This window comes from Dysgonomonas sp. BGC7 (assembly GCF_001261735.1).
Lineage (GTDB): Bacteria > Bacteroidota > Bacteroidia > Bacteroidales > Dysgonomonadaceae > Dysgonomonas.
Genome location: NZ_CVRP01000007.1, coordinates 406,983 through 419,999, shown reverse-complemented (window position 1 = coordinate 419,999; position 13,017 = coordinate 406,983). Strand labels below are relative to the sequence as shown.

Here is a 13,017-nt window from a genome sequence, read left to right as displayed (position 1 = left end):
ATAATAAATGATGGGAGTCACTATTTTAATCATTATCGCGATATACTTTCTTGCATTGCTTGCTATATCATATTTCGTAAGTAAGAAAAGCAGTGACAATGATGCCTTCTTTCTAGGCAATAGACAATCACCTTGGTTTATTGTAGCTATTGCTATGGTAGGCACTTCCATCTCTGGTGTTACGTTTGTTTCTGTGCCCGGAATGGTTGGCAAGTTCGACATGACGTATATGCAAATGGTCTTTGGTTTTGTGGCTGGCTACTTTGTCATAGCCTACGTCTTATTACCTCTATATTACAGGCTAAATCTGACTACGATATATGGCTATCTGGAGAAGCGCTTTGGATTCTATTCGTATAAAACAGGAGCTTCATTCTTCATCTTATCGAAAGTAATAGGTGCTGCTGCCAGACTTTATCTGGTAGCTATGATATTGCAAACATTGGTATTCGATCAGTGGAATATTCCATTTTGGGTCACCGTTACAGGTATTATCCTTCTCATTTGGGGATATACCTTCCGCAGTGGAATCAAAACTATAATATGGACTGATACGCTACAAACATCGTGTTTGCTTCTAGGAGCAATACTAATTATATGGCAGGTAGCAACCAAGATGAATATGAGTTTTCCTCAGGTAGTAGATGCAATAAGCAGTAGTGAGCATTCCCGCATATTTGTTTTCGATGATTGGGCCTCGAGACAGAATTTCTTCAAACAGTTCCTGAGCGGAGTATTCATTACAATAGTAATGACGGGATTGGATCAGGATATGATGCAAAAGAACCTTACTTGCAAGACACTCAAAGATGCTCAGAAAAACATGGTGACATATGGGTTCTCTTTTGCCCCAATCAATTTTATATTCCTATCTCTAGGTATATTACTTCTTCTCTTTGTAGCTCAGGAAGGAATAGCATTGCCAGAGAAATCGGATCAGATATTGCCTATGCTGGCTTCAGAGTATCTAGGGCTTCCGGTACTTATATTCTTTACTATTGGTATTATTGCAGCGGCTTTTTCGAGTGCCGATTCTGCCCTTACCGCTCTTACAACATCAGTATGTATAGACTTGTTCAATATAAATAAAGAAGATGCTGTAAAAGCCCAGAAAACGAGGAAGAAAGTCCATGTCGCTGTCAGTCTCGTTTTCCTTTTAGTTATATTAGCTATCAATTACATTCAGCAAGAAAACATTCTGGATACAATTTATAAAGTAGCATCTTACACTTATGGTCCTTTGTTAGGTCTATTCTTCTTCGGATTGTTTTGCCGAGTAAATGTAAAGGATAAATTTGTACCAATAGTCTGTGTATTGGCTCCGATACTAAGCTTCTTCTTAGAAACCTACCTACATCGGGCTTATAACTATCAGGTAGGATATGAAATACTATTAATCAATGGTTTGCTCACTGCATTCGGGCTACTATGTATATCGCACCGAATAAAGAGTAAGCAAATAATTACCAATAACTAAGCTTTATCAGCTTTTAGCAATTATATACTATACTATAAAGCTTGCTTCTTATTTCAAGCATTTCTTTATCTATTGCCAAATTGCCATACGTCATGAGCATCATTGGTACTACTCCTCCATCTTCATGGTATGCTGGCTGCTGATATGATATATCTTCCCACAGCTTAAATCCTAAACGCTGATAAAACCCTATTCTACGTTCCGAAAGAATAGTCGTTGGCAATTCTACCTCGAGTAATATAGGCTTGTTTGCATATTCTATAAAGAGATTTATAACTTTACCACCATATCCTCCATTTCTAAACTCGGGAGAAATAGCAAAGTGCTCAGCAAATATAAAATCACCTAAATCCCAATAGGTAAGAAATCCTACAATCCCTTCATCCTCTACGGTAACTGAAATAACAAAAGGAGAATTTCCTTTGTATAAATCCAACATTTTTTCTACAGGACGGCGCTCACTTAGAGGGAAAGACTCTATATAAAGATTTTCAACAAACGATACCTCCTGATGATTCCGGATATCTAATTTTCTAATTTCCATAAGCTTTAAGTTATATCTCAACTACTATCTTTTATCTTTCAATGCAAATCTAAAACCAATTTTAACTAAAACCTGACAAACTTGTACTCTTTCCTCTTGTTATTATTTATTGTATTCAACAACTTTTATACAAGAAGAAAGCTATAGTATAGATAAAAAACTAAGATAAAACTAATTGCCGGTATTATGCAATTTGACATCCTTAAGAAGTCCGTCTTCACATTTGATAATCCTGCCGGGATATTTTTGTACTACAGCATAGTTATGAGTAGACATAATAACAGCAGTATCTCCCTGAGATATAGTGTGCAATAATTCGACAATCTGATTGCCTGTTTCCGGATCAAGATTACCTGTCGGTTCGTCTGCTAAAATAATCTCGGGAGAGTTCAGCAGGGCACGTGCTATAACTATACGCTGTTGCTCTCCACCTGATAGTTCGTGCGGCATTTTATATCCTTTATTTTGCATGCCTACCTGAGCCAACACTTCATTGATGCGTATGTCTATCAGGTCTCTGTTTTTCCATCCTGTAGCCCGTAAGACAAATTCAAGATTTTTAGATGCTGTACGGTCAATAAGTAACTGAAAGTCTTGAAATACAATTCCTATTTTACGTCTAAGAAACGGGACATCCCTTTTTCTTATAGATTCCAACTCATAGTCCAATATTCGGCCATGCCCCTTCTCTAGCGGAATTTCATGGTATAAGCTCTTAAGAAAAGTACTTTTACCGGAACCAACTTTTCCTATCAGATAAATGAACTCGCCTTCGTCGATCGTAATATTTATATCGCTCAATATAGTATTACCATCACGACCAAGATCGACTCCCTCATATTTTACAATTGTATCTTTTGACTTATCCATAACTATTCCATTGGTTATTTACAGTCAACAGTTATCTGTAAGTATAGTTCAAAAGAACCTGTTTACCTGTGACTTATTTCTTATTATTTTTTATGTCGTTTCTGAAGTTCTCTAGCTAGGTCTTCGATACTCAACCCCTTAGATGTAAGAAGTACGATGAGGTGATAAAGCATATCGGCAGACTCGTAGACCAAACGATCGTCTGTACCATTGCAAGCCTCAATAACAGATTCGATGGCTTCTTCTCCTACCTTCTGAGCCATGCGGTTTACCCCCGATTGGAACAATGAAGTTGTATAAGAACCTTCCGGCATTTCATTGTAACGTTTTTCAATAAACTGTTGAAGATATTTCAGAAAGAGTATATCTTCTTTGTTCTTCTCTTCGAAACAAGTATCTGCACCGGTATGACACACAGGTCCTACGGGATTTACCTTTACGAGGAGTGTATCTTGGTCGCAATCTTCTTTTATACTCACCACATTAAGAAAATTACCACTTTCTTCGCCTTTTGTCCACAAACGTTGTTTTGTGCGGCTAAAAAATGTAACTTTTCCTGTTTCCTGTGTTTTCTTCAGAGCCTCTTCATTCATATAGCCCAACATCAACACTTTGCTTGTTTCATTATCCTGTATAATAGCAGGAATTAAACCTCCGACTTTTTCAAAATTCAGATTCATTGTTATTTATTATTAATACGATCGAGGAGCCATAATAACTCCGTATCTTGATCGAAATTATATTTCTTATAGTCTTTATATTCAGGCATCATATCCGGCCAAAATATCTTTGCTCTCTTGTCTGCAACAGGAAGAAAATATTGAACACTGTTTGATATACTTCCTTTTACCTTAGTGTATGGTAATTCGAACGGTGTGACCTCCATATATGTATTAGGAGCTTGTGACGAAGGCACTCCAACTATTATTGCACCCATTTTCCATAAATAGAACGCATAGTGGAAAGCTGCACTAAAAGTCTGAACATCGGTCAATACATATACATGTTTGGGAGTGTACACCGGCTGTCCATTCAGATCTTTTATAAAGACACCCGCTCCACCCATCGCATTGCTTACAAAGATATCTCTTTTTTGCTGTATTGTTTTCTCTTCTTTCTTTTTTGTAAAGAAAGTATAATTTCCAAACCGATAATTTGAATTATTGGATTCATTGTATTTACTCAATGTAGTCCCATATTTCTCCATGAGCAATGGAGATATCAATCTGTAGAAAACATTATTCATGTCTGTATTCAGATATTTGTCTCCATACAACATATACAAACTAGGCAATGTTATATCAGTAAACCCTCCTCCATTTTTTCTTAGATCTATAATAAGATTCTCTGATTTGTTTTCAGACATCTCACACAACATACTTTTGAATATTTCAGAGAAAGATGGAATATCGTCTATCGCTTTGTCTCTATCGTCAGGTAACTCTTTATACAATATGCGCTTATATAGATTTGTAAGCATATTCTCAAAGCCTGTCCAGTTATTTTCTTTCATATATAAAAAACACTCCCGTGACATTATACTCCCAACTTTCATATACATAGTCTTACCTTCATTATCTAGGTAATCGAAGTACAAATAATCTCCCAAAGGTTCCTTTTTCCATTTTGGGTATTCTACCCTTTCTTGTATATCTGAAATCTTATTTTCTGAAAGCTCAAGATTAAACTTTTTCTCCTCATCGTCTTGTGTTAATACAGTCAGAGAAATATGGTCTTTCAAGTCGGGAAAAAGCCTGTATATATGAGAAGGATTATGTGTCATCATTTTTAGAGCATTATATCTGCTGTACTTATTTTCGCATGGTATAATCCGGGAAATCAAAACACATAATGAATCAATGGATATATTATTTATAGCAGTAAGACGTGCACCTAAATATTCCTTATACTGAAAAGATATTTTTTCTATTAGTAAACCATCGGAGATAACACGTAGAGATATAGGTATATATTTCCCTGAACTCTCTGTCTTAGAATCTGAGTTTAGATATGAATGTCCATCGTGTAGTCCGGATAAGAGGGAGCTTAACAAAGCGGTGTACTCTTTCAATGTAATATTGTCCGTTTCAATCTTTTGTTCAAGATCAAAGATCTCTTTGTGAAATTTCACTTTTCCTCCAAACTCAGTATATGGATCCGGATGAGTTTCTTCGAGCAATTTCACAAAATATCTCAACTCGTAAGATAAGGAATCTTTCAGCAAATATTGAGCATTGACTACCGATATACTTATTATCAATAGTAAATACAATAATATTAGATTCCTACAAAGTTTCATCTCACGTTGATATTTTCCTTTTTCAAATAATCTTTCAAGTCTTTTATCGCAATTTCTCCAAAATGGAATACACTAGCTGCTAATGCTGCATCGGCTTTGCCTTCGATAAAAACATCCTTGAAATGCTTCATCTTCCCTGCACCGCCTGAGGCTATAAGGGGAATATTGAGAGTTTCTGAAAGCCTTCGGAGAGCATCATTTGCATAACCTGTCTTTACTCCATCATGGCTCATACTGGTAAAAAGAATTTCACCTGCACCAAGATTTTCGGCTTCTTTAGCCCATGAGAACAGTTCTTTCTCGGTCTTGTTACGTCCTCCGCTGGTGTAGCAATGCCATATACCATCTTCGAAGTTAGCATCTATCGCACAAACACAAACCTGTGAACCAAAGTTTTTAGCTATCTCTGTTAATATTTTAGGATTTCTTATCGCTGTTGAGTTCACAGACACCTTGTCGGCTCCGGCATTCAGAAGTCTGTCTACATCAGACAGCTCATTTATACCTCCTCCTATAGTAAACGGTATATTTATATTGGCTGCTATACGCTTAACAAGATCTGTAAAAGTCTTTCGCTCTTCGTGAGAAGCTGTTATATCAAGAAAAACAAGTTCGTCTGCGCCTTGTTCACTGTAACGGATTCCGAGTTCTACAGGATCACCTGCATCACGAAAGTTTACAAAATTTACTCCCTTAACTGTTTTACCATCTTTTACATCCAAACAAGGAATTATTCTTTTTGCAAGCATTGTTTATCTCTTTTATTAGTTTTTCCTATAAAAATTCATTTCTCAAAAGTTGAACTTTCATCAATTACTGGCGTATACCTCTGCTTTCTTAACTCTTTTTTGCCTCATCTGTTCTATCTTTTTAGAAACCAGCTCGTTCAATAAAACTGAGCATAAAAGAGTTAGCACTACCAAACTGACACCGTACGCACCATCTGCATACAAAAATTTGAAAGGTCGCATGCAAATGAGGACAAATGTATGTGATATATATACAAGGTAAGATAATTCTCCTATATTTCTGTCAAATTTCCAACTTTTAGTCAATATAAAAATAAAGGGCAGAGCCATAAAAAAGATTGACAAATAGGCTATCCGCTTAATATCATATTCTAATGGCAGAAAGCTAAAAGCAAAAGTGATAGCCAGAAAACCAATCCATATAGAATTTAAGTAGACTTTCTTTATTTCTACAGCTGCTATCCTTTTGTAGATATGATATGCTATGATACCAAAAATAAAAAAGACCAGTTCAGTAGGGAAAAAGCGATGTGTCCAAGGATCATGGTTCAACCCGAATCCATATGATATAATAAACCGAAGAATAAGCAAAACAACAATCATTCCGATCAGATACCTAATCCGTTTTTTTACTATAAACGGAGCAATAAGATAAAACGTCAGCTCCAATGCAACAGTCCATGCTTGTGGCACAAAAAGAAAATCGCATAAAGCAGGATCAGACGCGGTGAAATCGGATGTAAAGAACAGATTCCCTGATGAAACATCCAACCCTAGAAACAGTACAGTATCTTGAAAAAACAATACAATATTGGTAAATATCAGAAATAGGATACTCCCTATACTCATAGAGTCGAAATATTCTGCATAAATATGAAAAAAACCACTCCCACTATATAAGTAAGCCGCTAACGAAACCAAAACGGTAGCAATTAATATTACCCAATAAACGGGATATATTCTCAAAAAACGATTTGATATAAATAACTTGTACGATCCATTAGCTCCAATATATTTTTCCTTTAATATCAATGCCATATAGAACCCCGATATTATATAAAATACCTGTACCGCTAATTGTCCTCCAACAAGTCGAAAGCCAAATATATCAGTCGAATGTGCTATCACTACAGATATAGCCAAAATTAGTCTTATAGTTCCCATGTTTACAAGGTCGGAAGAAATTTCATTATGCTACCACCCTATTTAATTCGTTTAGCGTTACTTTATTCTCATAAATGGCTTTACCTAAAATAACAGCGGGTACTCCGGCAGCTTCCAGATCGAGAATATCCTGAAAACAACTTACTCCTCCGCTGGCTATAAGATACAGATTAGGAAATGCTTCAAGAAGCTCTTTATACAAAGCTATAGACGGGCCTTGCAGCATACCATCTTTACTGATATCGGTGCAAACAACCTTTGTCACGCCTTCTTTCATATAATCATTGAGAAAGGGAACTATATCTATAGAAGTAGACTCTTGCCAACCCGAAACAGCTATTTTATTATCTTTACAGTCTGCACCAAGTATCACTTTTTCATTACCGTATTTTTTTATCCAACCGGTAAACAAATCTCTGTTTCGGACAGCTATACTTCCGCCCGTAACCATTGATGCACCTGCGTTGAATGCTTTTTCTATATCTGTATCACTCTGTACACCACCTCCAAAATCAATAGTAAGTGAGGTAAGGGATGCTATTTTTTCAAGAACGGCAATATTCACTATCTGTTTGGCCTTAGCCCCATCGAGATCGACCAAATGGAGACGCTTGATACCGGCATCTTCAAACATTTTAGCCACCTCGAGAGGATCTTCGTTATATACTTTTTTTATGTCATAATCGCCTTGTGACAAACGAACACATTTACCGTCGATAATATCTATTGCCGGAATAATTTCTATCATATTTTACTTAAAAAATGGAATGGTAAGCGGATATTTCCAATATTCGCCATTAGCCGCCTTTACAGCTGCTATAATAATACACACGAGTTCTAATACACCTATCGCAATAAGCATCGGAATACCAATCAACAACAGAATCAGCACCGCCGATACCGAAGCATATATAATCATACTAATCATAAAGTTAGTTATATTTTTACCATGCTTATCTACATTTGGATTATCTTTATTTATCTGCCACATAATAACAGGGGCAATAAAACCCAGTCCAAAAATGATGAACCCGGCAAACTGAGACAGATGCATCAAGGTAAGATATGTATTTTCGTCCATTCCCAACGATTTCGTACGAGGATAATCTTCATTCAGGATTTTAGACTTTTCCTGTTGATATTCTTCTTCTGTGATGGCTCCTTTAGATCTGAGATCTTCGAGAGTTTTTAGATCTTCATATTTGTCCATTAGTTTATAATATTAGATATCGAATAAAATTTAATAATATATTTTCTAAACATAACTTCCCTTTATTTACACACCCAAGGAAAAACAGATCTGCAACTTTAAATTATTTCTATAAAGTTTCTAAGAATCTGTTCTCCTACTCCTCCACTCTTTTCGGGATGGAACTGAGTTGCATAGAAATTGTCTTTGTGCATTGCTGCACTGAATGGTTGAATATAATCAGTAGTAGCTGTTGTATGATCGCTAAGGGCTACATAATAGCTGTGTACGAAATATACAAACTGGTTTTCGAGTGATGAGTCAAACAGACTACTATTTACATTATATATATTGTTCCAACCCATGTGCGGCACTTTATCCTCATGCTTTTGAGGAGTAAACCGTTTTACATCAGCATCAAAGATATTCAGGCAATCAACATTTCCTTCTTCGGAGTGAGAACACATAAGCTGCATACCCAAACAAATCCCCAAAACGGGTTGTTTCAAATCCGGTATAAATTTATCCATATCAGTTTGCTGAAGATATTGCATAGTAGAACTAGCCTCACCTACTCCCGGAAATATCACTTTATCGGCTTTCCTGATCAGCTCTTTGTCTGCTGTAACAATAGCATTCACACCAAGCCGTTTGAGAGCATGTTCGACCGAGAATATATTACCAGCATTATATTTTATAATAACGATATTCATGTTTTATTTCTTTGCTAGTAGAGAATCTATAAGAGAGACCATCTCTTTAAATTCTTCTACTTTATATAAGCGTGTCAACATTACAATTCTCCCATCACGGTCTATAATTATATTACGAGTAATACCTGCTTTTTTATCAGCATACAACCCGAATATATCAGCAGCAGGGTCGAGCCCGATAGGATATGTAACCCCGGTAGATTTGGCAAATTTAAGAACTGTTTCGGCCGGCTCTTCCCGATCTATGCCATAAAGGGCAAACCCTGCATTGTCTTTATGCTTTTGCCATATATCAGATTCTATATAAGGCATTTCTTTGCGGCAAACTCCACACCAACTAGCTGTAAACTGTAACATTACAACTTTGCCTCGGAGTGAAGATAGTTTCACTTTTTCGCCACTAGGTAAACTCATTTCAAAGTCGGGAGCTATATCTCCAACTTTTACTTTATACTGGTTTTCATACAAAGTCTCCTGTGCACTGACGTTTGTAATAAAAAGTATCGAAAAGAAGATTGCAAATAAATTCTTCATATTATATTTTCATTTAAATGTTGCCTGTTTATTAAAAAACGTCTAAACCAAAGAGAAAGAGGTAGAGAAGCCAATGCTCCTAACATATCTGCCCAAAAGTCGTACCAATCCCCACTTCTTTCAGGGAAATATTTATATTGCAGTATTTCTATCAGTCCCCCATAAAGGATAGGAACCAATATAGCAAAAACAATAAGTTTAAGTATTATTATTTTACCTTTCTTATCGTATATATAATTGAAAGAGGCTACCCCTGCCAGCCCGAAATACATAAGGAAATGTACGATTTTGTCTGTAGCTATCGGAAGTTCAAGACTCACATCAGGCACATCATCGGAAGGTATAAGGCAACACAGATAGAATATTACAATAGCAACAATTGCCGGAGGCCAGCTGTACTTAAAGATTTTTTTCAGCATATAATACTCCCTTATGTTTATTATAGACATCAAAGATAAATAAAATATCAATATGTATATCTGCCAGATGAAAATTAGCTATATACTTTCATTTCGCAAGCTTTGCAATCGAACGAAAGTCGCAATTTAGTATTGTTATATATCAAAAAGAAAGGTTCTTTGTAAGGATGTTTTTCCATAGTTTCTTTTGGACACCAACCTAGCGACTGCTTAATGCAATGTCTTGTAAACATCAGAGGCACATCTTTTTGCTCTTGTTTTTCAAATGCCGGCTGAACGACTTCAGACTGGTGTTGTTCATAAAAGTCTTTACTTTTATTATTCATCACGTTACCCAGATATGAGATATTCTTTACAGGAAAAGGATGATAAGTTTGTTGATGTTTTACAATATCCTGTTTGTAGTTTATTTTCCTTACAGACAGAAGCCTTTCTGTAACTTGACGACGCCATTCGGAGACAACAGACGAAGGAATAAACCAGCTTTCTTCCCAATTGATATTAACTTCTGTTACATCAAATATTGTATTACCGGTTTTACTCAGGTTGTTTTTTATATTTTCTCTTTGATCTTTTTGTGCAGGCTGTTTTTCCTGATCGAAATTTACAATAACATAATTATCATCTTCGTCGACAATTTCAAGAGAAAAACCCGAAGGTATTTCTGTCATATTTATTGCAACTCGGATTTTTCGATCAGCAGATTTCTTCGACAATAGCTTCTCAAATTCGTGATCGTAGTTTCTGTAAACGAATGTTCCTTTCTTCAAGTAAGGTATAGATGCAGGAAAAAGGCATTCACCTTCAACCCGATTGACATGAATCCCCTCCAACTCTTTCTTATTATTAAAGAAACACAGACCATCTCCATTGCTTATTTTTTTCTGAGTATTGATCCGAATGTATTTAGTTGTAACCTCCGAGACTTTTCCTATAGGCTCGCCTACCGATTTGGGTGAATCTACAGACCATATATTATTAGTACGATTATGCAAAAAATATTTAGTGAACCCTCTATTAAAACTTTTTTCCAGATTCGGTTCGAATGTATATACAGTGTGTCCTGTCGAGGCTGGCATATATTCGGGACGCCTTTTAAAAATCTCATTCAATTTGCTACGGTAATACGCCACAGTATTCTTTACATAAGAAACATCCTTCAACCGCCCTTCAATCTTAAGAGAGCTTACTCCTGCATCAAGCAATTCTTCCAGATTATCGGAAAGATTAAGATCTTTCATCGACAGAAAGTGCTTTTTTGTCATTATTTCTTCTCCATTGGCATCCATCAACGAATAAGGCAAGCGACAGTATTGCGCACAAGACCCCTTATTTGCGCTTCGCCCCGATAGAGCATGACTAAGATAACACTGCCCGCTGTATGATACACACAAAGCTCCATGAACAAAAGCTTCTAATGGGGTAGACACCTGCGCCGCTATATCATGTATTTCGTCAATAGTCAATTCTCGGGCTAATACTATCTGTTTGAATCCTGCATCTTCAAGAAATTTCACTTTCTCTACAGTTCGGTTGTCAGTCTGTGTGCTTGCGTGCAAAGCAATTGGAGGCAGGTTAAGCATTGTAACACCCATATCCTGTACTATGAGTGCATCTATCTGCGCATAGTCGTACAGTTCCCATATCAATTTTTCGGCATTTGGCAATTCTTTATCGGTAAGTATAGTATTAAGCGCTACATATACCTTACAATTGTATAGATGAGCATACTCTGCCAAAGCCCTTATATCTTCTATACTATTGCCTGCGGCTGCACGGGCACTAAACTGCGGCGCACCAATATACACAGCATCGGCGCCATGATTAATGGCTTCGATTCCGCACTCCAGATTTTTAGCCGGAGCTAATAGCTCTATTTGACGTGCTTTTAACAATGTTATATTATAATTTTGTTTGAATTGATTAGAGACCGATTTCATCATCTATAATCAGTCTCTTTGTAGCGTATAATAACTTATACTTGTTATATATAGTACATATAGATTCCATTCGCCGGACCTATCTCCCTCAAATCTTTAATCTTAGTTTTATCGTACGGAGTCTCCTGATAAACGAAATAATTCAACCAATTATTAAACAACAGATTACCATGACCTGACCAGCGAACTACAGGCTGATTAGATGGGTTATCATTTTTATAATAATTGACAGGAAGTTTTATCGGCAGCCCTCTTTCCACATCTCTTACATATTCGTTATGAAGAGTATAAGGGGCGTATTCGGAATGTCCGGTAAAATAAAATTCGCGCCCACCACGAGAAGCAACTATACCCACTCCTGAATCGTCAGACTCAGACAATATTTTCAACTCTTTGTAATTTAAAATATCGTCACGAGTCACAGTCGTATGTCGACTGTGAGGTATATAAAATTCATCATCAAATCCTCTGAACAAAGGAAACTTCTTATCATGTGCAATATGCTTGAATACTCCAAACATTTTCTCGGGCAATAATTGCTTCTTCACACCATAGAAGTGGTACATTGCCGCCTGAGCAGCCCAGCATATATATAAGGTAGACGTAACATGCGTACGTGCCCAATCGAAAATAGATGATACCTCCGGCCAGTAGTTTACATCTTCATAATCATACAATTCTACAGGAGCACCTGTTATGATCATCCCATCATAAAAGTCATCCTTTACTTCACTAAAGTTTTTATAAAATGTCAGCAAATGCTCTTCCGGTGTATTTTTTGAAGTATGGGTTTCCAGTTTCAGAAACTCAACTTCTACCTGCAAGGGATTATTCGACAGAAGCCTGATAAGGTCAGTTTCTGTTGTTATTTTTATGGGCATCAGGTTGAGAATCAACACACGCAAAGGACGTATATCCTGCTCGTTGGCTCTCAGCTGGCTCATTACGAATATATTCTCTTTCTTTAATATCTCTATTGCAGGCAGATTGTTTGGTATATTAACTGGCATTGTGCAATTGTATTTATTGATTTACAAAGGTATAAAAAAGAACAAATGAAAGATAGCCATTCTACCTTTCATTTGTCTATATATTTAGAAGAGAGTATCTAAAATGTTC

General features: G+C 36.4%; 14 protein-coding genes. 1 reads left to right on the top strand and 13 read right to left on the bottom strand.

What is annotated here, in order from left to right:
• Positions 1-7 precede the first annotated feature (7 nt).
• Positions 8-1,477: a sodium:solute symporter gene (locus BGC7_RS07095; protein ID WP_050700857.1), complete on the top strand. Its 1,470-nt coding sequence runs from the start codon at positions 8-10 to the stop codon at positions 1,475-1,477.
• A gap of 13 nt (positions 1,478-1,490) precedes the next feature.
• Here BGC7_RS07095 and BGC7_RS07090 read toward each other — a convergent pair whose 3' ends face one another.
• The 13 genes from BGC7_RS07090 to metA all read right to left on the bottom strand — a co-directional run bounded on the left by BGC7_RS07090 (position 1,491) and on the right by metA (position 12,908).
• Complete coding sequence (locus BGC7_RS07090) at positions 1,491-2,021, bottom strand: GNAT family N-acetyltransferase (RefSeq protein WP_050701075.1); 531 nt, start codon at positions 2,019-2,021, stop codon at positions 1,491-1,493.
• A gap of 171 nt (positions 2,022-2,192) precedes the next feature.
• Entirely contained in the window at positions 2,193-2,891 is a 699-nt protein-coding gene (locus BGC7_RS07085; RefSeq protein ID WP_050700856.1) for a cell division ATP-binding protein FtsE, read from the bottom strand.
• Positions 2,892-2,974: 83 nt separating this feature from the next.
• The gene (hisIE, locus tag BGC7_RS07080) at positions 2,975-3,571 is read right to left on the bottom strand and encodes a bifunctional phosphoribosyl-AMP cyclohydrolase/phosphoribosyl-ATP diphosphatase HisIE (protein ID WP_050700855.1); all 597 of its coding nucleotides are present in this window, start codon (positions 3,569-3,571) and stop codon (positions 2,975-2,977) included.
• Between the two features lie 2 nt (positions 3,572-3,573).
• Positions 3,574-5,190 (bottom strand): S41 family peptidase, encoded by a 1,617-nt coding sequence (locus tag BGC7_RS07075; protein WP_082206523.1) that lies wholly within the window; start codon positions 5,188-5,190, stop codon positions 3,574-3,576.
• The gene (gene hisF, locus BGC7_RS07070; RefSeq protein WP_050700853.1) at positions 5,187-5,939 is read right to left on the bottom strand and encodes an imidazole glycerol phosphate synthase subunit HisF; all 753 of its coding nucleotides are present in this window, start codon (positions 5,937-5,939) and stop codon (positions 5,187-5,189) included. Before hisF ends, BGC7_RS07075 begins: the two co-directional genes overlap by 4 nt.
• A gap of 60 nt (positions 5,940-5,999) precedes the next feature.
• Positions 6,000-7,103 (bottom strand): acyltransferase family protein, encoded by a 1,104-nt coding sequence (locus tag BGC7_RS07065; protein ID WP_050700852.1) that lies wholly within the window; start codon positions 7,101-7,103, stop codon positions 6,000-6,002.
• A 25-nt stretch (positions 7,104-7,128) separates the two neighbouring features.
• Positions 7,129-7,851, bottom strand: a complete 723-nt coding sequence (gene hisA, locus BGC7_RS07060; protein WP_050700851.1) for a 1-(5-phosphoribosyl)-5-[(5-phosphoribosylamino)methylideneamino]imidazole-4-carboxamide isomerase — start codon at positions 7,849-7,851, stop codon at positions 7,129-7,131.
• A 3-nt stretch (positions 7,852-7,854) separates the two neighbouring features.
• Positions 7,855-8,313 carry a magnetosome magnetite crystal formation protein family gene (locus tag BGC7_RS07055; protein WP_050700850.1) on the bottom strand — a complete coding sequence of 153 codons (459 nt, stop codon included), beginning with the start codon at positions 8,311-8,313 and terminating at the stop codon, positions 7,855-7,857.
• Between the two features lie 98 nt (positions 8,314-8,411).
• Complete coding sequence (gene hisH / locus BGC7_RS07050; protein ID WP_050700849.1) at positions 8,412-9,005, bottom strand: imidazole glycerol phosphate synthase subunit HisH; 594 nt, start codon at positions 9,003-9,005, stop codon at positions 8,412-8,414.
• Between the two features lie 3 nt (positions 9,006-9,008).
• Positions 9,009-9,539: a TlpA family protein disulfide reductase gene (locus BGC7_RS07045; protein WP_050700848.1), complete on the bottom strand. Its 531-nt coding sequence runs from the start codon at positions 9,537-9,539 to the stop codon at positions 9,009-9,011.
• Positions 9,536-9,958 (bottom strand): VanZ family protein, encoded by a 423-nt coding sequence (locus BGC7_RS07040; protein ID WP_050700847.1) that lies wholly within the window; start codon positions 9,956-9,958, stop codon positions 9,536-9,538. The genes BGC7_RS07045 and BGC7_RS07040 overlap by 4 nt, the downstream gene beginning before the upstream one ends.
• 74 nt (positions 9,959-10,032) lie before the next feature.
• The gene (locus BGC7_RS07035; RefSeq protein WP_242034427.1) at positions 10,033-11,901 is read right to left on the bottom strand and encodes a peptidase U32 family protein; all 1,869 of its coding nucleotides are present in this window, start codon (positions 11,899-11,901) and stop codon (positions 10,033-10,035) included.
• A 41-nt stretch (positions 11,902-11,942) separates the two neighbouring features.
• Entirely contained in the window at positions 11,943-12,908 is a 966-nt protein-coding gene (metA, locus tag BGC7_RS07030) for a homoserine O-acetyltransferase MetA (protein WP_050700846.1), read from the bottom strand.
• Between the last annotated feature and the right edge of the window lie 109 nt (positions 12,909-13,017).

Coding starts and splice junctions, on each gene's coding strand:
- BGC7_RS07095 (WP_050700857.1), top strand. CDS start 8: ATGATGGGAGTCACTATTTTAATCATTATCGCGATATACTTTCTTGCA.
- BGC7_RS07090 (WP_050701075.1), bottom strand. CDS start 2,021: ATGGAAATTAGAAAATTAGATATCCGGAATCATCAGGAGGTATCGTTT.
- BGC7_RS07085 (WP_050700856.1), bottom strand. CDS start 2,891: ATGGATAAGTCAAAAGATACAATTGTAAAATATGAGGGAGTCGATCTT.
- hisIE (WP_050700855.1), bottom strand. CDS start 3,571: ATGAATCTGAATTTTGAAAAAGTCGGAGGTTTAATTCCTGCTATTATA.
- BGC7_RS07075 (WP_082206523.1), bottom strand. CDS start 5,190: ATGAAACTTTGTAGGAATCTAATATTATTGTATTTACTATTGATAATA.
- hisF (WP_050700853.1), bottom strand. CDS start 5,939: ATGCTTGCAAAAAGAATAATTCCTTGTTTGGATGTAAAAGATGGTAAA.
- BGC7_RS07065 (WP_050700852.1), bottom strand. CDS start 7,103: ATGGGAACTATAAGACTAATTTTGGCTATATCTGTAGTGATAGCACAT.
- hisA (WP_050700851.1), bottom strand. CDS start 7,851: ATGATAGAAATTATTCCGGCAATAGATATTATCGACGGTAAATGTGTT.
- BGC7_RS07055 (WP_050700850.1), bottom strand. CDS start 8,313: ATGGACAAATATGAAGATCTAAAAACTCTCGAAGATCTCAGATCTAAA.
- hisH (WP_050700849.1), bottom strand. CDS start 9,005: ATGAATATCGTTATTATAAAATATAATGCTGGTAATATATTCTCGGTC.
- BGC7_RS07045 (WP_050700848.1), bottom strand. CDS start 9,539: ATGAAGAATTTATTTGCAATCTTCTTTTCGATACTTTTTATTACAAAC.
- BGC7_RS07040 (WP_050700847.1), bottom strand. CDS start 9,958: ATGCTGAAAAAAATCTTTAAGTACAGCTGGCCTCCGGCAATTGTTGCT.
- BGC7_RS07035 (WP_242034427.1), bottom strand. CDS start 11,901: ATGATGAAATCGGTCTCTAATCAATTCAAACAAAATTATAATATAACA.
- metA (WP_050700846.1), bottom strand. CDS start 12,908: ATGCCAGTTAATATACCAAACAATCTGCCTGCAATAGAGATATTAAAG.